An 18859-nucleotide genomic window follows, 5' to 3' on the forward strand; every position below is an offset into this window, starting at 1 on the left:
AGCAATGCGGTCCCCCTAGTCGGCGGCGAGACCATGTCGCCGCCGGGCAGGTGGGCCGGCCCGATGAGCACGCCACATCCGCGGCCACGGGCCGCCGGAGATGCACTGCTGGCGGATGACCCTCGCCCCTCCACGGACATCGGCTGACCCCGTCTCGCCTCCGTTCCGGCCGGGGCACCCGGATGACGGYCGTCACGGATCAGGCCGGGGACGCGTGACCCGGCGACCGGGCTGCCCGCAGGCCGGCTCAACGCCATCCTCCGCGAGTCCAGCCCCGCATACCCTGCCCAGCCGGGGCGGGGTATGCGGCGGATATCAGTCGAACCACCCGCCCAGATAGACCGCGATTCCCAGGGCGGCCACGATGATGGCCGAGATCACGAAGGACAGCCCGGCCAAGGCGGAGATTGCCAGTGCCACGAGGGTGACCACACCGGCAAACGCGAGGAGGACCAGCAGAGGTTCGATCAGAAACGAGATGACGACGATAACACCGACGATGGCGAGTACGGCGATAATCGCTTCCATGGCACGCCCCCGCCCGGAAAGGAGTGGCGGTTCGCCGRAAACTGTATCTTTCGCTGATAGCCCTGTCACTGTCGGTTTCCCGACTTCAGCGGCTGCCCTCGGTTCCTGCGTCCCACCAGGGCTCGCCGTGTGGGGCCGGAGGAGCGAGGCCAAGGGCGGAACCAACAGAAGCCAACGGTTTCCTCAGCCGCACGACTCGCCAGCGCCGCACGCAGCTCGGGCCGCCCTGCCACCCCGGATCACCGCGTCGTGGCGCGGCGGTGCCGGCGGAGCGCCCGCACCGCGGCACCGAGTGCGACGGCCGCGACGACGGCGAGCGAGCCGAGCGGTACCCAGTCACCGAGGCAGGCGTACAGGGTGCTGGTCGCACCGGCCAGCGGCAGGTCGACGACGTAGGCGCCGCGCTCGTCCGTGCCCAGGCGGAACAGCTGCCGGCCCGAGGTGTCGAAGGCGGTGGACACGCCGGTCAGCGTGGCGTGCAGGACGGGCCGCCCCGACTCCACCGCCCGCAGCGCTGCCAGGCTCGCATGCTGGTCGGGTGCCCAGCTGTCCTGGAATGTCGAGGTGGCCGACTGGACGACGATCACATCCGCGCCGTCGTTTGCCAGATGGCGGGCCATGTCCGGGAAGGCCGACTCGAAGCAGATCAGCGGACCGAGCCGGACCGTCCTGCCGTTCAGTTCCCCTGCGTCGAGCACGGTGAGCCGGTCACCCCTGCGGCGGTTCTCGGCGGCCGCCTCGGTCACTGCGGTCAGCCAGCCGAGGACGGGGCGCAGCGGGATGTACTCCCCGAAGGGCACCAGCCGCATCTTGTCGTACCGCCCCCGCGGGCCGTCCGGTCCGACCAGTACCGCCGACTTGTAGATCCCCCCGCCCCCGTCGTCGGGGCTGGCGTCCTCGCCGGCACGACGCGCGTCGGTGTTGACCAGGATCTGGACACCGAGCGCGCGGGACAGCTCCTCGATCTGGCGCAGCCGTGCCTGATCATCGACGAGGTCGAACCCGACGCTGCTCTCCCCCCACACGACCAGGTCGACTCCGGCGCCGGCCAGGGTCCTGGTGGCCTCCACACCGTCGGTGAACCGCGCGTCGGCACCGTGGACGACGCCTGGCTGGACGACGCCGACAGCGAGCGTGCCGGTGGTGGCCGGGATGGGCATGGCCGCCGCGCATGCCACCATCGCGGTGACGAGGAGGCCGGCGGCGAACGCGGGGCCGGCCCGACGCCAGTCCCGGGACGGTCCCCGCCGCGGCGACCGCGCGCCTGGCATGACCGCGGCGGCCACCAGCAGGTTGACGGCGGCGAGCAGGAAGCTCAGGAGCCATGTCCCGCCGACGGCGGCCAGCGGCAGGACCGGTCGGGCATTCCACTGGCTGGCACCGAGCAGCGCCCAGGGCCCGCCAAAGCCCTCCCACGACCGGACGAACTCGCCGACCACCCATGCAGACGGGACGACCAGCACCCAGCCGAGACGGCACACCCCGGGCAGGCGGGGGGGCAGCCGCGGACGCAGCGCCGTCCAGACCAGGACGCCCCATGGCATCCAGGTGGCGCCGAGAGCCAGGCCGAGGACGACGAGAAACGGACCGGTGGTGGGCGCGAGCCAGTAACAGGTCGCCACAAAGAACCCGGTGCCGCTGCACCAGGCACGGATCGCAGCCTCCCGCCAGGCGACAGCTGCCACGATCACCAGGGTTGCCGGCACCAGTCCGACGAGACCGACCGGCCACGCCGACGGCGCGGGGAACGCCACCGCGGGCACCGCCCCGAACAACGCGGACAGCACCCGGTACCGCCACCTGGCCCGCCGGGTCGGCACCAGCCACGCATGCTCGCCCGCGCCGCCGCGGGCTACCTGGTCAGGAGCCCCGCCGACGGACACGGGGCGGCCGGTGCCGTTGGCCATATCTCGATGGTGCTGCCTGGTCCGGCGACGTGCAGAGATGACGTCAGGAAGCGCATCGTTGCCAGGTCGTCGTCACGCGGCGGTGGATGTCTCCGAGCAGGTGCGGGCGTACTCCTGCGGGTCGCGGATCTCCCAGACCGCTTGCCCGATCGCAAGGACGCCGCGGGCTGGAAGCGGGACGTCGCCGATCGTCGGGTTCTCTCCCAGCCGAGCCGGACGGCCGAGGTCGGTGCCGTCGAGGGTGGCGGTCGCGTCGTCGATGAGATACATCCGCTGTGGCATCAGGATGCCGGTGTGTCCGCTGGGCATGACGCCGGCCAGGTGCAGCCGGCCAATGCCCAGGGCACTCGCCAGCCGTTCCCGGATGTGCAGCATTGTGGTGGATCGCCACGTGGACAGCGGCAACGTGCCATTGACACTGTTGAGGAGCCGCAGCAGCGGTGTCTCCACCGCGGTGAGCCGCCAGTCCAGGACCGGCGAGTCCAAGCGCACCCTGAGCGTGGCCGGACCGACCCACTCCAGGTCGAGGCGACCGTGGCCAGTGTGGTCACACGCAGGGCCGTAGTAGCGCGGGCAGGCCGTGTCGAGCCGGGGACCATCGACGTAGATCGACCAATGCCCTCCCGGATCGCGGTGCCACAGCGTCCGGTAGGGACCGAAATCGTTCTCCGGGAAGACCCGCAGCGCCAGCACATGGCCGGTGTCGAAGGGCAGCCCGAACACCCCCCAACCCTTCACGTGCTCATATCCCGGCCATGGCGCCTGGCCCCGAACGGCGGGAAGGTCACCAAGCCGGTGGCGTAGATCCAGCATCTTCCCTCGCCTCCCCTCGCCTCCCCTCGCCTCCGTCCAGGCTGGCAGGCCAGGCCTCGGCCGGCAAAGGGAACCTGACCACCCTGACGACGGCTGTCAGCGCATCGCCCGGCCGGCGAGGGCGAGCATGCGCTCCTGCGCCCCGGCTTCCTGCGGCATCGGGATGATGTGACCGTAGCGTCCCGATGCTCGCATCTGCTCGGTGATCGCGGGCATGTCCGCGAGCACAGCCCCCACCAGATCATCTGGCAGCCGGTCGTCCCCGCCGACGGCGCGGGCGAGATCCCAGGCGTGGATCGTCACGTCCCGCACGAGTGCGACCAGCAGGAACTCGACGGAGACCATCTCCTGTCCAACCCGCACCTGCGTGTCAGGGATCCCTCGTGCTTCGAAGGCAGCAAGGTCGGTCAGAGCTCGGTCCCGAGCGAGAACCCATGCTCGGTGTGGATCCAGGCCCGCCGGGGTTTCCGCAACGCGGTAGTCACCGCCCCGCAGAGCCTCCGAGAACCCCAGGAGGTTACGCGCAACATGCGCCACGACATCCGCGCCCGTCCACCCCTCACACGGGGACAGACCCGCCAACGCCGCCGGGTCGGCGGCGTCCAACCGTCCGCCGAAGACGTCGACAGCCTGCCTGAGCCTGTCGGGCGCGGACCATAGGAAGCCAGGCATGGACGCACCCTGTGTTGGGGACTCCGCCCCAGGAGATAGTGGCATATGGATGTTCTACCGCGCGCCCCGCAGAAGAGCGCGCCAAAACTCTGTCATCTACCGGGACCGGTCGCAGGGTGCCGCTGAGCGCGCTGCTACAAAAGTCCGATTGCCCGACCCCAGAGGGCCCCGTCGGGGGGCTCGGGAGGTCGTCCCCCGGCTGGCGTTACGGCTGTGCCGCAGGCGATCTCAAGATCGACAATCAGGGAGCCGGTGCGTGGGCGCGGCAGGGATCGAACGTGCGACCACCCGCCGGCAAGGCGCCAGAAGGCGAACACTGCGCCTGACCTGCATATACGCAGGTCACGAAAGAGCGTCGACGACACAATTGTGTTGTTTCCAAACAATCTCCATTGGCCAGACCCCGGCCGGGCTGGCCCCGGAGGCGTCGGCCGGCGCCTGGGCACCGTCCACGGCACGTGGCCGAGGGTACCCAGGCGCCGGCCGACCCGGCTCGGAACGGAGCCGTCAGATCAGCGCTCGGGAAGGTCCCGGGCACGCGCCCGCTCGAGCAGCGCACTGATGCCGTTCAGGGTCTGGAGATGCTCGCGATTCGTGGTGGTCAGGTCGATGGGAGATTCGGTGATCTCCTCCAGCAACTGCAAGAATTCCACCATGGTCAGCGAGTCGAGGACTCCTGTCTCAACGAGGTCCTGGTCCCAGGCGATCGCCTCCGTGGAGTCGGTGAACCGTCCAAGAAGCTCGGTCACCGGACGCATGATTTCGCTGTCAGCCTGTGTCACTGCCGTTCTCCCTGTTCTGCGAAGGATTTCTTTCGCGACAACTACGTGTTTACGGAATCGGGTGAAAAGGCCCCGGGTGCGGCGAGGTCACGGATCAGCGCGTCTATCAGGTCCCGGGTCACGTGCGGCATGGCGTACAGGTGGGCGTACGGTCGCACCAGCCCGGCAACGCGCGTCGTCTCGCACGACAGCGAGTACCGAGTGACGATCAAGGTGCTGGGGCGACGGAAACGGACCGCGAGGGAGAACGGGCTGCGGGCCACCCACAGGTCCCGCCCCGACTCCGCCTGGAGGTCCCGCAGCCGGTCATGGGCGTAGCGGGCGACGCGGTCGCACTCGACAGCCGCGCGGATCTGGTCGTCGTAGGAGCGGCGGGCGAGATGGTCCCACATGACGAGCGGTGAGAAACCGTTGCGCGATCCGCCGAACGTGGTGTCCGCGGAGCCGATGTACTCCGAGTCCGCCGGCGGGAGCATCTGCAGTCTGGTCCGGGTCATGTAGACGCCGCACGGCCAGGGCGTACCCATCCACTTGTGACCGCTGGTCGTGATCGAGTGGACCTGCGGAAGCCGGAAGTCGAACAGCGGCGGGGCCGCCGCCACCAGCCCGGCCTGGTGGGCCATCTGCAGGTAGGGTGCGTACCCGGCGCCAAGAGCACCGTCCACATGCAGCCAGTAGCCGGTCCGGACGTCCGTGGGGCCGGGCCTGCCGTGGTCGACGTCGCGTTCGTCGAGGCCGTGTTCCGCGCAGATGTCGTGCACCATCCGGGCGACGGACGCGACGTCGTCGTAGGCGCCTTTGAACGCCGAGCCGTAGTTCAGGTTGACGATGACGGGGAATCCGCGGGCGGCGAAGAACCGCACGATCACCGCGAGCCGGTCGACGTCGATCGTGCCGTCTCCGTCGCCGTCGCCGCCCCTTTTCCCGTCCGCGCCGCCGGCCGAAGGCACCGCCGCCGGCCAGGGGGTTCCGCGACCCAGCGGATTCTCACCGGGAAAACGCCGCTCGCCGAGAGACCRCATGGTGTCGAGGCCCAGCAGCCGGGTCGCCTTCGTCACCGAGTAGTGCGTGTCCGCGGAGAAGAGGACGACCGGATGGAAGGAGTCGGAGCCCTGCTCGCGGTGGGCGGCGGCCAGCATGTTCCGGGCGGTTCCCGGGGCGGACGGGCCCGGGGTCGGGGTCGGGTGCAGCAGCGGGCTTCCGGACAGGTATTCCCGTGCGTTCCACAGCGCGTACAGGTTCCCTTCGCTCGCGCCCATGGTCAGCGTGTAGCCCCAGTACGACTCGGGATCATCGTCCCGATGCGGCCAGCGGGCGTTCCACAGGGACGCGAAGTAGTCGAGGACCGCCCGTTCGAGGATCTTGGTGTTGTGCGTGACCGAACCCGTCCGGTAGGGGTCACCCGCGTTGTTGACGGGCAGGTCCAGGTATGGCGCCAGCCGATGCTGGTAGTCGAGGTCGCCGTTCAGCTGGAATCCCACCGAGTTCCGGCACTGCCGCTGCAGGTGGGCCCGTAGCAGGGACTCCGCCTCGGTGTACTGCTCCTCGGTGAGAGCACAGGCCGGCAGCTGGAACCCGGCGTAGGGAATCCCGGGGACGTCGTCGTAGGTCTCCCGGGGATCGCTGCTCGGGGGCGTCACCGTGGGTGTACCGCCAAGCGTGTGCAGGCTGCTGAACGCCTTCTGCCAGGGGACGTCCGCCGGCCCGAACGGAATGTCGGTGGGAACGGACCTCGCCGGCCCCGTCATGTCTGCTCCTCCGTCCGACGAGGTCACGCCCGGGGGGCTGACGCGTCCCGCCAGAGCGGGTAGAGGGACGGGCCGCCGTCGGGCAGGGTGATCTCATCGCCGATCGGGCGCATGCCCATCCCCTGCCACAGGTCCCGGTTCTGCGGGGTGGAGGCCTCCGCGTAGATCCCGTGGCCGCCCAGGTGCTCCGTCCGCAGCAGCGTGTGCACGAGGAGGACCGCGCTGCCACTGGCCCCCGGCTCGGGGCGGGTCGCGGAGAACATCACGTGGAAGTGCGGCGGCAGGTCCGTCGGGTAGTGCTCGTCCAGGGCTCGCATCAGGGCCACCGCCCGATCGCCGTGGGGTCCGCAGGCCGCGGCCAGGCGCTCGTCGAAGCGTGCCTGCTCGGCGTCGTCCAGCGCGGGCTCCCCGGGCGGGGACCAGACCGTCAGCGCCGAGTAACCCGGTGTGGAGCCGACAAGCCCCCGATGGTCGAGCAGCATCCCGGTGACGGTCCGGAAGAATCCCGCGAGCCACCGGTCACGCTCGGCGGACCCGCGCGGGATCGCCCAGTCGAGGATCGGATCGGCGGCGAAGGCGAGGGTGAGAGTCCGGGTCACAGCGTCCAGGTCCGGTGTGCCGGTCACCTCGAACTGAGTGCGCTGGCGCGCCGAGGTCGGGCCGCCTCCCGGGCTCGTTCCGGTGATTGATGTCGTCATCACGCCTCCTCCGGTGGGGTGCGCCGCATGGCGCGGGAGCTGTGTTCGCCTGGCCGGCGACGCCTCGACCGGCCGCTGCCCGGGGGCGGCGGCGTCCACGAGAAGAAGTCCCGGGCCGCGGCTGGAACCAACGATGCTTTCGTGCCCTGGCGGAACCCTGACCTCAGCCTGACAGGTGACCGCAAAGCACGCGGCGAATAAAATCGGAAGGTTGTGCGCCATCCACACCCGATACCAGGCGAGGTTCCCCGGGAGGGGGCCACAGGGAACGTCTTTGCCTCCGGGGCGCGGAATTTCCGGCGACAGCCGGCCACCTGTTCACGAGTGGACGGRCGGACCCGACCGGGCAGCCCGACAAGAGGATCCCGGCGGCGGTCAGATATCCGGAGATCCGTCTCGACCTTTTTGTGCACCGTGAGGAAACTAACAAGCCCGGAAAGGGTTTCCGGGATACGGCATGGGTGCGCGCGCACCGTCTTATGCTGACCACGTGGCGGCCGGGTGTTGCGCGGTGCGGACGACAGCGGTACGGAGTGGCCGACGATGCGCCAGGGGGCCGGTGTTTCCGTTTCGAGGATGTCGCGCGGCAGGAGAAGCCTGAGGTGAAGTTCAGGGTGCTCGGGTCCGTGGAGGTCGAGGTCGATGGCAGGGCACACCGGATTCCCGGGGCACGCCAGCGGCTGCTGCTGGCGACACTCCTGGTCAGCGGCCGACGTCCGGTGCCCGCCAAGCTGCTCCAAGCCGAGCTGTGGGGCGAGAATTCACCGCCGACCGTCGAGAACTCGCTGCATGTCACCGTCTCCCGGTTACGCAGGACGCTGAGGAAGATCGGCGGAGGGCGGCCTCCCGAGCTGCTCACCTGCGCGCTCGGCTACCTGCTCGACGTCGACACGGACGATCTCGACCTGACTGTCTTCCGCGCCGGTGTCGCCCGGGCCCGGGTCACGCGCCTCACCGACCCCGAGCGGGCTCACGCCATCCTGCAGGAATCGCTGGGGCTGTGGCGGGGGGCTCCGTTACAGAACATCACCGCCGGCCCGGTCTGCCGCGCCACCGTGCTGCAGCTTGAGGAGGAGTACCTGACCGCCGTCGAGGACGGTCTGCGGTTCAGCGTCGAGCACCGGGATCCGGCGTACGTCGTCGGCGAGCTGCGGCGGATGAGTTTCACGCACCCGTGGCATGAACGTTTCATCGACCTGCTGATGATCTCGCTCTATCGGTGCGGCCGGCAGGCGGAGGCCATCCTGACCTACCACGATGTACGTGAGCGGTTGTCCCGGGAGCTCGGAGTGGAGCCCTCCGCGCTGCTCCGGAACCGTTTGGAGGAGATCCTGAACCACGCGCCGTCGCTGGGCTGAGCCTCCTGTCGGGAAGATGTCCGATGTCGCATGGGACGACGTGCGCCCCTACTTTGATCCCGGTATCAACGGGACCTTGCCCGACGTCGTCATCGAGCCAGCGGGGATGGACGGGTCGAGCGTGCACAGGTCGCGACTTCCACCGACGTCCATGGTCGTCCGTCGACTTACGCGGTCGTGCCACGCCCAAGCGGGGCCAAGTCCCGCCCGCAGCAACCCCGCCGAAGAGAAGCCAGCCAGCGCGCCACAGCTACGCAACGATGACCCAGTGAGCGACGGACCTGTCTTTGTCGACCCCTGGCTCGACCTCCGCGGAGGTGGAGCCACCGGACGTCAACAGCGTGAAACGATCGCCAGAGAGCTTCGTAAGGAGATCGCTGCTGACCATCCTCTTTACAGTCGACAGGCCGAGGTCATCGCGCGGTCTCTCGCCTCGGACGACATCGTCGTCGAGTTGGCCTCCGGCCCCGGCCGCTGGGCCCAGGTGCATCTGACCTGGAAAGGCGCCGCCGAGACACCTCCCTGGCCTACCACGACCTTCTACGACACCATCGGGACTCTCGAAGAGGACCTTCATCGGGCCCGCTGACTACCCAACTGCAAGATCCACATACTTTGTCCGTGGACGTCCGCGGGAGCATGGCTCGGGTTTCAGGAGCTCGCTGCCGCCGACGCACGAACGCCAGACAGCATGATCAACTGTGCACATGATCGCACAGTTGAGTTGCGCCTAACTGCCGCCAGCCGCCGGAGCCTGGAAGCTCCGCAGGCGCATTATCGGGGGCTCGACCCCCGACAGATAAAGCGCCGGTCACGAGCTTGATCGAAAAGCAACGAGCACGCGGAACCAGCATGTGGGCGCGGCAGGGATCGAACCTGCGACCACTCGCCTGTAAGGCGCTATGGGGCCAACGCTGTACTTGACCTGCATTTATGCAGGTCACCAAGGAGCGTCCGGCGCACAATTGAGTTGTGTCTAAACGATCTCTATCGATATGATCCCGAAGCATCCGGCATGACGCGAATCACACACCTCGCAGCGCTGCCAGACCTCCCGGACGAGCGGCATGGGGTCACTCGATGGGAACGAACRCTCCACCCACGAGTCTCGCGCCGTCAGGCGACGTCGAGCCAGGCGCGGAGGGCCTGCCGGATCACCTCGCTGGCATTCGTGTGATCCGCAGCCGCGCGGCTCGCCAGGGCCGCACGCAGCTCCGGATCAAGCCGCACCRGCACGACCTCCCCCGGCGCCGACCCGATCGGCCGCCGCCCACCCCGGCGCCGCAGAACCTCCACGTCATAGCCGGACTCGGCCTCCCCAGCAAGCCGCGCCACGAGCTCGTCGGTTACCGGCACCCCACCTGACGTGGGGACACGCCCTGTCTCATCTGTCATCTCACCCCTCCTTGTCACGGCAGGAGACCCCGGTACTTCGGACGCATCCGCATCGCGCGGATGATCAGTTCGGTGCCACCGTCAAGGAGCAGGACGACGATCTCCAGAAGGTTGCCCGCCCGATCCGGACCCAGCCGAAGCTCCCGCTGCGGGTTCTCGTCATCGAGCGAGTAGCTCGACCAGGTACCCCGTCGCAGCGTGGATGATGTCCGCATCGGCCACGCCGTGCTTACGCGCCGAACGGTGGATCTCCACATCCAATATCGTAATACGAAACCTAGACCTGCGGCCAGATCGCCACAGAGCGCGGCGCACCCGAGGGTCCGGAAGCGTCGAGACCGGACCAGCGCGCCCACTGGACCACCCGGAGCGAGTCCGATGAGCCGGCCGCCATCCGCCAGGATGCACCGATGACGCCGATTCGTCGGCGCGATGGGCGACTGTCGCACGGCATGCACGCCCTACCGCGTCGAGCGCACCTCCACTCGCGACCTTCTCCTGCGGCAGCGGGTCGACCAGATCCTGCGCCGCATCCTCGGACATTAGACGCGAGCCAGCGAACACCAGCGCGTTCGATCGCTGAGCACGCGCTGGTCAGCTTCGAGGGCGACGTTGCCACAGTTGTGTGGTGCCTAAACAATCCCTAGTACAGCTGGGCCCGAAACGCGAAATGGCGGATATCATTCGTCTCCGGCCAGTGGCACCGCTTCGAACAGCTCGCCTGAGCCATGAGCGTCCGTACAACCTCGTCGGCGCGGACAGCCCCGCCCTGCCACCCCGAATCACCCCGTCGTGAAGCGCCTGGCGCGGTGCAGACGGACCACCCGCAGCACCGTGGCACCCGACGCTGCTCTCCCCCCACACGACCAGGTCGACCCCGGCGCCGACCAGGCTTCTGGTGGCCGCCTCCCCGTCGGCGAACCGCACGTCGGCACCGTGGACGACGCCTGGCTGGACGCCACCAACGGTGAGCGTGCCGGTGTTGGCCGGGGTGGGCACGGCCGCCATCACGGCAACGAGCAGGCCGGCTACGAGCGCGACGCCGGCCCGCCACGGCCGCCGCCGTCCCGGTTGCAGGCCCGGCATGACCGCGGCAGCAACCAGCAGGTTGACAGCGGCGAGCAGGAAGCTCAGCAGCCACACCCCACCGACGGCGGCCAGCGGCAGAAACGGTCGGGCGTTCCACTGGCTGGCACCGAGCAGCGCCCACGGCCCACCGAAGCCCTCCCGCGACCGGGCGAACTCCCCGATCACCCAGCCGGACGGGACTGCGCCCAGCGCCCAGGCAAGACGGCGGTACCCAGGCGGTTGGGAGGGCAGCCGGGGGCGCGGCGCGGTCCAGACCAGGACGCCCCACGGCATCCAGGTGACGCCGGGCGCCAGGCCGAGGACGACGATGTACGGACCGGTGTTCGGAACCAGCCAATAGCAGGTCGCCAGGAAGAACCCGGTACCGCCGCACCAGGCGCGGATCGCCGCCTCCCGCGGGACGGCGGCCGCCACGATCACCAGGGTTGCCGGCACCACCCCGAGGAAGCCGACCGGGCACGCCGACAGCGCGGGGAACGCCACGGCGGGCACCGCCCCGAGCAATGCGGACAGCGCCCGGTACCGCCACCGGGACCACCGGGTCGGCACCAGCCACGCCTGCCGCCCGCGTCGACGGACACGGGGCGGCCGGTGCTACTGGCCATGTCTCGATGGTGCTACCAGGCCAGGCGGCGCGCGCCCGGAGAAGCCCGCCCGGCCACTCCCGCTCGTCGCGGGCTTTCGGTCACCGCCGTACGAGTGTGGATGCCACCCCAGATGCGAGCCTCGATCACTTCGGCGACGGCCCGCGAGAAGCCCCGGAAATGCCGGGTGGTGCCCGAAGCCGCACTGTAGGCGCTGAAGGCGATGTCGTCCCGGCCAAAGAAGTACGCCAGCGCCGACCTGCTCGCCGCCGTAAAGCAGGTGTGCCCGGACGTGAAGTCGGGGTGCGGTGGCGTGACGAGCAGCGACATCCAGCTCGGGTCGGCCGCGGTGGCCGGGTTGCCGTCGGTGTCCGCCAGCTGGATGGCGGTGACCGGCCGCCAGAACGTCCAGGCCGCCTTCTCGTTGAAGCAGGCGGTGGTGGCGTCGGCCTCGGCGAGGTCGACCATCGCGAACATCCGAGCCGTCTGCAGGATGTTCAGACGCTGGCCCGTGGTGAGCTGACGTTTGATCTCCCATTCGCCCAGGTGCCGGTCGTGCCACCAGATCGCGGCCTGCGTCTGGTCGGCCGTCCGGGTTGTGCTGTTCACCGCGCCGATCGTCTTGACCTCGTTGAAGTCCCGGGCGTACTGGGCGGAGGTCAGCGCAGGCGGGCCGGCCGAACGGAACATCGACGCGGTCGGGATGAGGAACGGCCTGAGGTTCGCCACCCATGCCGTGGCACCTTGCGACGCCGCACCGTGCTGGTGCTTCCGCCGCCGCCCACCCCGACGTCGCAGGGCTTCCACGTCATAGCGCCCGGTCAGGCGCTGTCGACAACGGCATCCGTTGAGGCGCGCACCCGCCCGCACGCCCTCACGCAGAGGAGAGCGCCACCCAGATCGGGTGCCAGGAGGCGATCGCGGTGGCAACTGTCGCGGCCGTGAGCAGTCCCGTCGTAGCCAACGGCGCCGCCGCGCGGCGCAGCCGAACGGCGAGCGGCGTACCCCCGTCTCCGGACAGCCGGACCTCCTGCAGGATCACGACGGACAGGACCAGCAGGAAGGTCAGGGAGTCCTGCAGGGCGAACAAAAGATAGCCCGATCTYCCGCCCGCGTGATGGACGATGAGATAGGTCCAGCAGGCCGCGAGCGGGACGACCACCATCGCGACGTAGGGAGCCAAGGGTCGCAGCGAGACGGCTCCGGCCTCACCCCCCACCCCCTTCTTCGTGATCATGTATGGCTTCTTGACCTTGAGGACGACCTGGACGAGGGCTGAGAGGACCACGATCCAACGGGCGGYATGCAGGACGATCCCGCGCCAGGTCAGCCGTATACCGGTCGGCACGTGCCACGGCCGGCTCCACCACCAGATCAGCAGCGAGGCGACGCTCAGCGGAACGCTGTGGGCGAGGAAGTCCAGATAGTGGACCTTCGCGATGGCCTGGTTCAGGCAGAGCGCGAGAAGCGGCAGCGCGAAGAGGATCAGCATCGACAGCGACCAGAGCGTGTACCAGGTCTGAGCGAAGAGAAACTGGACGGCCTGCCGCAGTCCGTACCGGCGGAGCAGTCGGGGCGTGTGCCGCAGGAGGACCTCGATCATCGAGTACGCCCACGCGAACTGCTGCGACAGATAAGTCTCGAACGTCTCGGGCCCGTCACCGGTCGCGATGACATCCGGGACGAAGACGCCCTGGWATCCGCGCGCCGCCAGGCAGACGGTGTCGAGGTGGTCCTCCGCCCTGGTCGGCTGGAACCCGCCGATCTCGAGGATGCCGGCCGTGTCGTAGGTGCAGTGACTCCCGATGATGAAGGGCGTCCGCGAGAACCCGAAGAACCCCATCTGAAGCGGTCCCTGCAGACCCAGTTCCTGCTCGGCCGCGCCCCGGGCGGTCCAGTGTTCGAAATTCCCATACACACTCGGCGCCTGCACCCACTTGACCTTTGGGTCGGCGAAGTAGCCGAGCACCCGGTCCAGGTAGTCGGGGTTCGGTATGTGATCGATGTCGAGCTGGGTGAAGTGGCTGTACTCGTGGCCGTGGGCATCCAGCCAGCTGTTGACGTTGCCGGCCTTGGTCTTGCGTTTGAACGGCGGGAGCCGGCGATTCCAGCCGACCACCCCCTCCCGCCCCCAGCGGGCCTCGTCATGCCGCGAGAAGTATCGGACACCTACCGACCGGGCGAGCTCCTCGATCTCCGGTGAGGAAACCTTGTCGACGAGTATCCAGCTGTCGTGCGGATATCTGATCCTGCTCATCGCCACCAGTTGGCGACGGACGATCTCGAGGGACTCCGAGCCGGGGACGGTGAGGCTGATGACGGCAACCCGCCGGATCGGCGCCGAGATCTCCGCCTGGCGCACCGGCATGGGAACGGGCCGCCGCATGTGCCCGACAAAGATCAGATACATCCCCGCCAGGAGGGTACCCACGTAGAAGAAGGACACCGACATCAGCACGAACAGCACGGTCGAGCCGATGTTGTCGGCGCGTAGCCACCACCACCAGAAGAACACCGTGGCAGCCAGCCACCCCACCGTGATCAGCCAGTACTGCAGTTTCTGCCACCGGCTCATCACGGACGTCGACCGGACCCGGTTCCCGGCATGGTCCCACACCGTTTCCAGGAGGCTTGGCGTTAACCTCTGGTACTGCAGGGGGACGGTCAGCGGCCCGGCACCACCTGCCAGATCCTCCAAAACGTACGCCTCGCGCACCGGACCATTCACCGGTCTCCCCCAGAAGAATGCGCGCGCTCGTTTCGACGAGCGGCGAAGAAAAGAGCCACCATGCGTCCCCGCACACAAGGTGCACGGAGAGGACGAGCGCCCCCGCCGGTCACACGGAAGAAAGGCGAGGCCACAGAGGCGAAGGGATCACCCGCGAGTAGAAGCACCCCGCTCCGGCGAACGCCTCCGCGACAAACGGTGATTTCTCATCGTCATGACCAACACTGACGATCAGCTCGTCGCCCGATTACCTGCCACCGCAAGTCCGCCCCCCAAGCCCAGGCATGCGACCGGGACACCCACACAAATGTCAACATAGCCCGGATGATGTGCGAGGCTAGACCACTATCATCCGACTGGCAACGCTTGGCGCCTTTCGCGACCACCTCAGTGCCCAGCGTGACCGCCGACACCGACGGTCCGGCGTCACCGGGCGAGAGTCCATATAGACCAGCAACCAAGATCGAGGATCGGAAAGTCGGTGAAGCGTATATTTCACCGTCGGTACGCGCGCCGAGCGCGCTCCACGACAATGCGGTGAATCGGCGGCCCGGAGTCAYCGTCCCCGGGCACGCACACGGCGGACGGCTGGCGGGCGAGCGACCTGCGGGAAGAGGAACCGAGACCCATGCGTGGCAGCGCCGTGCGCGTGATTCACATCGTGAGCCTGATCGTGRCCGCGGGTACGGTGGCGGTAACGGTCACCGTCCTGACCGGGCGCGACAGACCGTCACGCGAGGCCCTCGGCGTCCGGGGCGCGGACATCTCGTTCACGCTCCAGGAGGAGGCTGCTGGGACCGGCCTCTCCGACGGCGGGCGGCGTCTCCCCATCGAAAGGATCCTTGCGGCGCACGGCGCGAACTACGTCCGGCTCCGGGTCTGGGTCGATCCGCCCGTCGGATACAGCGACGAGCAGTCTGTCCTCACCCTGGCACGCCGCGCGACGGACGCGGGGTTAAAAATAGTACTTAATCCACACTATTCCGACTTCTGGGCGGACCCGCATTTACAGGAGATCCCGGTGGCGTGGCGTGGCGCTGATCTCGTGACGACGGCAGCGAAGGTCCGGGAATACACACGCGGGCTGGTCGCCAGACTGGCGGCGCAGGGAACACCCGTCGACATGGTTCAGATCGGCAACGAGATCACCAATGGGATGCTCTGGCCGCTCGGCGATGTCCGGGACGGCACACGAACACAGTGGTCACGCCTCGCGGAGCTGGTCAACAGCGCGATCGAGGGTGCCCGCGAAGGCGCGTCGGGCCGGCCCGTGGCCATCGTCCTCCACGTCGACAGCGGGGGCGACCTCGGCCGCTCGGAGTATTTCTTCGGCAACCTCATCCAGGCGGGVGTCACCGCGTTCGACGTCATCGGAGTGAGTTACTACCCGTACTGGAACGGCTCCCTGGCGGCGCTACGGGCGACGCTCGACGGCCTGGCCCGGCAGTACCACCGGAACATCCTCATCGCGGAGACCGCGTATCCGTGGACGTTGGTCGACCCCGGGCCAGGCGACTGGGTCACGTCCCCCGACCAGCTACCGGACGCCATGACAGTGCCGGCGACGCCGGCCGGGCAGGCAGCCTTCTTCGCCGAGCTGCGGCAGATCCTCCACGACGTTCCGGACGGCCGAGGCCTGGGGTTCCTCGCCTGGGAGCCCGGCTGGCTCACAGTTGCCCCCAAACCCGGCGAGCCGATCCCCGGAGCGAACCTCGCGATGTTCGACCGGGACGGGGTCGGGCTGCCCAGCCTCGCCGCGTTCGCACCCCCCGACGCCGCCGGCCTGTGAACGCAGATCACACCAGGCGACGAAGCGCGCGACCGCCGGGACGACGCCTCAGAATCGTCTCAGCGCGGGGCACCTGGTATCCCGTCCCGCGTGTCCTCGGGAGAGACCCGAACCTCACCGGGAACGACACCACGTCGCTCCCCTGCGGCGCGCAGGCGGGACCAGGCCGCCCGGGTGGCGTCGTCGCTGAGGAAGAACGACTCCAGTCGTAGTTCCTGCGCGGTCACATCGATCCGTTCTCGCCGGCGGCGGCACCGTCTTCGCCTTCGCCGCGGCCTGTGACGGGAATTCAGCAATCGATCTTCTCGCAGAGGTCGGCCCAGGTCTGGGTAGACCGCTCGTCGACACGATCAGCGGCTCGTCGCTGCCGAACCTGAAGGAACTCAGGCCGGGGACGGTCCGGATCTTGTTCTGCTTCGATCCGTGGCGTTCGAGCATCCTGCTCGTCGCCGGGGACAAGGCTGGGCAGTGGAACGCCTGGTATGCCGAGGCGATCCCGCCGGCGGAGCAGCGTTACAAGAGCTATCTGGTGGAACGCGGTCAGGAAGATAGCGATCGGCGATGAGCGATTGCACACGGTGGTCTGACATCCGTGCTGAGCAGGTAGCCCGGGCCGGTGGGGAGGACGCGGTCGCTGCCGGCAGGCAGGAGCTTCTCGCGGTCGCGGTGGGCCATCGGCTTGCTGAGGTGCGTCGGGCGCGGGGTCTCACCCAGCAACAGGTGGCGGAGCGAATGAGTGTGACCAAGGGGCGGATCTCGCAGATCGAGCAGGGTTCGCTGTCCGGTCAGGACGTGGTTGCGCGCTACGCCGCTGCTCTCGGTGGCCGGCTGCACCAGGCGATCTACTTCGACGACGGGGACATCGCGGCGATCGCGTCAGCCGCAGTTTCGCCACGACCGTTTGATCAGTCCGACTGCAGTACTCGAGCCCCGGCAAGCACAGAGCCCCGCGCCGTGTGATCGGCTGCAGGGCTCTGACCTGTCTCAACCTGACGTGCACTCGGAGCGTGGCGTGTGAGCAGGAGCGCCCAGATCTCCTGTTCGACGAGTGCGGGGAGTTTCGATCGAAGTACCCGTTTCTCGCCACGCTGGTGAGTCTGCACGCGCTCCTCCCAACGCGCCCGCGCCACGGACCCGGGTCCACTCCACCACATGCGAGGAGAACAATCCTTCCCTGCGCGATTTCCTACTCCGACGGCGCGGCTGACGACCCACGGGCCCGGATTCCGTCGAGTACAGATCACGGAAGACTGACTGTCTCCAGCACCTGCCCCTGGTATGCGGCCGGTGCGGGTTGCGGATCTCCGAGAGCGGCCGGTAGAATTAGACGGGTCGAGCACCCAGTGTGGTCATCGTGACGGGACTGCCGTCGCGACACAAAGAAGACCGGGGAGCTACCCGTGGGTCAGATCATGGTTCCCGTCATCGGGCTGGTGTTCTGGCTCGCGCACATGGCACGCCAACTGTCGGGTCGACCTCTGGACTGGCTTTTCTGGRCTTGGATTGCCGGTCTCCCGGCGGCGGCAGGATTCTGCTTTTTCTACTTCATCCGTTTACCCGGCCCGATTCCTGCGTCCGAAATAAATGCTCAGAATTTCCTCTCCTTCTCCCCCGAGCAAATTTTCTGGCTCACCAACGCAGCATACGGCCTGGCCGAGTGGATAATCTTCCTGGTGGTCGAACCAATACTGCTCTACGCGAGCGACCTGGTGCGCCGCCGCCTGGACAGAACCGCTCCCCCGCACCGACCCGAGTAGGCGCCGTCAGCTCACCGGTGTCCACCTACGTCCGTCGGCTCGGGTTCAGCGATGGGTACACGGTTACCGGGCTTCCCAGGTGCCGAAAGCACAGCCGGCCTGGGCAGATGGAGAACTCCTGCCTGTGCTGCCGGCGCGGGCTCGACACCCGGCGGCGGGTGGAGAACCGGCGGTGCTGCGCGATCGGCCAGTGCTGCCGGTCGCTCCCGTCCCGGCGACTGGTGCAGCAGGCGCACTCGGTGCTGCGCAACGGCCTGCAGGCAGCCGTCCGCGAGGAACTGATCCGCCGCAACGTCGCGAAGCTCGTGAAGATCACACCACCGCAGTACGGCATCAACCGCGGCCTGACCGTCGAGCAGGCGCGGGCACTGCTCGACGCGGCGGCCGGTGACCGGCTCTACGCGCTCGTGGTCCTGGCGCTCTTCCTCGGCCTACGCCGCGGGGAGCTCCTCGGACTCCAGTGGGCCGACATCGACACCGACCGCGGCACCCTCACGATCCGCCGCACCCTCCAGCGCACCGGCCGCGCGCTCCGCCTGGTGACCCCCAAGACAGACACGTCGTTCCGCACCCTGCCGCTGATCGGCTTCGTCGCCGACGCCCTCGCCGAACACCGCAAGCTCCAGGACGCCGAACGAGACGCTGCCGGCGACCGCTGGACRCACACCGATCACGTGTTCACCACGAAGATCGGAACAATGATCGACCCCGGCAACCTGCGCCGAACCTGGGACCCACTCCGTCAGGCGGCCGGCATCGATGAGGTGGTCTTCCACGGCCTCCGCCACACCTGCGTCACGCTGCTCCTGAACCTCGGCGTCCCACCCCACACCGTCCGCGAGATCGCCGGCCACTCCGCCATCGAAGTCACCATGACGATCTACGCCCACTCCTCGATGGCGGAGAAGCGCACTGCCCTGGCCCGCCTCGACGATCACCTGATCGGAGGCTGACGAGCAGGTACCCCGGCGGCAGCCATCGGCGATCGGTTTCGGAGGGCGACAGCAACCT

17 protein-coding genes and 3 pseudogenes are annotated in these 18859 nt (G+C 68.5%); 7 read left to right on the forward strand and 13 right to left on the reverse strand.

Going from position 1 to position 18859, the window contains the following annotated elements; translation table 11 throughout:
* Positions 1-315 precede the first annotated feature (315 nt).
* The 7 genes from CC117_RS02170 to CC117_RS02200 form a co-directional block, all read right to left on the reverse strand.
* Complete coding sequence (locus CC117_RS02170) at positions 316-528, reverse strand: hypothetical protein (RefSeq protein WP_071081985.1); 213 nt, start codon at positions 526-528, stop codon at positions 316-318.
* 239 nt (positions 529-767) lie between these two features.
* Positions 768-2435, reverse strand: a complete 1668-nt coding sequence (lnt, locus tag CC117_RS02175; protein WP_071081986.1) for an apolipoprotein N-acyltransferase — start codon at positions 2433-2435, stop codon at positions 768-770.
* Between the two features lie 72 nt (positions 2436-2507).
* Positions 2508-3173: a hypothetical protein gene (locus CC117_RS02180; RefSeq protein ID WP_241829735.1), complete on the reverse strand. Its 666-nt coding sequence runs from the start codon at positions 3171-3173 to the stop codon at positions 2508-2510.
* A gap of 171 nt (positions 3174-3344) precedes the next feature.
* Complete coding sequence (locus tag CC117_RS33980) at positions 3345-3965, reverse strand: TIGR03086 family metal-binding protein (RefSeq protein WP_321572573.1); 621 nt, start codon at positions 3963-3965, stop codon at positions 3345-3347.
* 467 nt (positions 3966-4432) lie between these two features.
* Positions 4433-4702: a phosphopantetheine-binding protein gene (locus tag CC117_RS02190; RefSeq protein WP_018635908.1), complete on the reverse strand. Its 270-nt coding sequence runs from the start codon at positions 4700-4702 to the stop codon at positions 4433-4435.
* Between the two features lie 41 nt (positions 4703-4743).
* Positions 4744-6450 carry a pyridoxal-dependent decarboxylase gene (locus CC117_RS02195; protein ID WP_071081989.1) on the reverse strand — a complete coding sequence of 569 codons (1707 nt, stop codon included), beginning with the start codon at positions 6448-6450 and terminating at the stop codon, positions 4744-4746.
* A 23-nt stretch (positions 6451-6473) separates the two neighbouring features.
* On the reverse strand, positions 6474-7148 hold the full coding sequence (locus CC117_RS02200) for a GNAT family N-acetyltransferase (RefSeq protein WP_071081990.1): 675 nt from the start codon (positions 7146-7148) through the stop codon (positions 6474-6476).
* A gap of 602 nt (positions 7149-7750) precedes the next feature.
* Between CC117_RS02200 and CC117_RS02205 the strand changes: the two genes are divergently transcribed.
* Together CC117_RS02205 and CC117_RS02210 are read left to right on the forward strand one after the other, a co-directional pair.
* Complete coding sequence (locus CC117_RS02205; RefSeq protein WP_071082078.1) at positions 7751-8506, forward strand: AfsR/SARP family transcriptional regulator; 756 nt, start codon at positions 7751-7753, stop codon at positions 8504-8506.
* Between the two features lie 268 nt (positions 8507-8774).
* The gene (locus CC117_RS02210) at positions 8775-9095 is read left to right on the forward strand and encodes a hypothetical protein (RefSeq protein WP_198541689.1); all 321 of its coding nucleotides are present in this window, start codon (positions 8775-8777) and stop codon (positions 9093-9095) included.
* A gap of 527 nt (positions 9096-9622) precedes the next feature.
* Here the strand turns inward: CC117_RS02210 and CC117_RS02215 are convergent.
* The 5 genes from CC117_RS02215 to CC117_RS02235 all read right to left on the reverse strand — a co-directional run bounded on the left by CC117_RS02215 (position 9623) and on the right by CC117_RS02235 (position 14272).
* Complete coding sequence (locus tag CC117_RS02215; protein WP_241829736.1) at positions 9623-9901, reverse strand: ribbon-helix-helix protein, CopG family; 279 nt, start codon at positions 9899-9901, stop codon at positions 9623-9625.
* Between the two features lie 14 nt (positions 9902-9915).
* Positions 9916-10116, reverse strand: coding sequence for a hypothetical protein (locus CC117_RS02220; RefSeq protein ID WP_241829737.1), 201 nt, complete (start codon positions 10114-10116; stop codon positions 9916-9918).
* Positions 10117-10495: 379 nt separating this feature from the next.
* A complete protein-coding gene (locus CC117_RS37805; protein ID WP_198541690.1) occupies positions 10496-11539 on the reverse strand; it encodes a hypothetical protein in 1044 nt (347 codons plus the stop codon).
* Between the two features lie 68 nt (positions 11540-11607).
* Complete coding sequence (locus tag CC117_RS02230) at positions 11608-12303, reverse strand: vanadium-dependent haloperoxidase (RefSeq protein WP_241829738.1); 696 nt, start codon at positions 12301-12303, stop codon at positions 11608-11610.
* Between the two features lie 145 nt (positions 12304-12448).
* The gene (locus CC117_RS02235) at positions 12449-14272 is read right to left on the reverse strand and encodes a glycosyltransferase family 2 protein (RefSeq protein WP_241829739.1); all 1824 of its coding nucleotides are present in this window, start codon (positions 14270-14272) and stop codon (positions 12449-12451) included.
* A 691-nt stretch (positions 14273-14963) separates the two neighbouring features.
* Between CC117_RS02235 and CC117_RS02240 the strand changes: the two genes are divergently transcribed.
* Positions 14964-16091, forward strand: coding sequence for a glycoside hydrolase family 53 protein (locus CC117_RS02240; RefSeq protein WP_241829740.1), 1128 nt, complete (start codon positions 14964-14966; stop codon positions 16089-16091).
* 59 nt (positions 16092-16150) lie between these two features.
* Here the strand turns inward: CC117_RS02240 and CC117_RS37220 are convergent, their stop codons facing one another.
* Entirely contained in the window at positions 16151-16318 is a 168-nt protein-coding gene (locus CC117_RS37220; RefSeq protein ID WP_157905334.1) for a hypothetical protein, read from the reverse strand.
* Positions 16319-16383: 65 nt separating this feature from the next.
* Here CC117_RS37220 and CC117_RS33985 point away from each other — a divergent pair.
* From CC117_RS33985 to CC117_RS02255, 4 genes and pseudogenes are all read left to right on the forward strand, one after another.
* Positions 16384-16656: pseudogene (locus CC117_RS33985) on the forward strand (type II toxin-antitoxin system RelE/ParE family toxin); the annotation flags it as partial.
* A pseudogene (locus CC117_RS02245) lies at positions 16653-16967 on the forward strand (helix-turn-helix domain-containing protein); the annotation flags it as partial. The pseudogenes CC117_RS33985 and CC117_RS02245, both read left to right, overlap by 4 nt.
* Before the next feature lie 524 nt (positions 16968-17491).
* Positions 17492-17848, forward strand: a complete 357-nt coding sequence (locus CC117_RS02250) for a hypothetical protein (protein WP_071081994.1) — start codon at positions 17492-17494, stop codon at positions 17846-17848.
* Positions 17849-17904: 56 nt separating this feature from the next.
* Positions 17905-18801, forward strand: a pseudogene (locus CC117_RS02255) (tyrosine-type recombinase/integrase); the annotation flags it as partial.
* Positions 18802-18859: the final 58 nt, after the last annotated feature.

This window comes from Parafrankia colletiae, from assembly GCF_001854655.1.
In the GTDB taxonomy this organism is placed as follows: Bacteria; Actinomycetota; Actinomycetes; order Frankiales; family Frankiaceae; genus Parafrankia; species Parafrankia colletiae.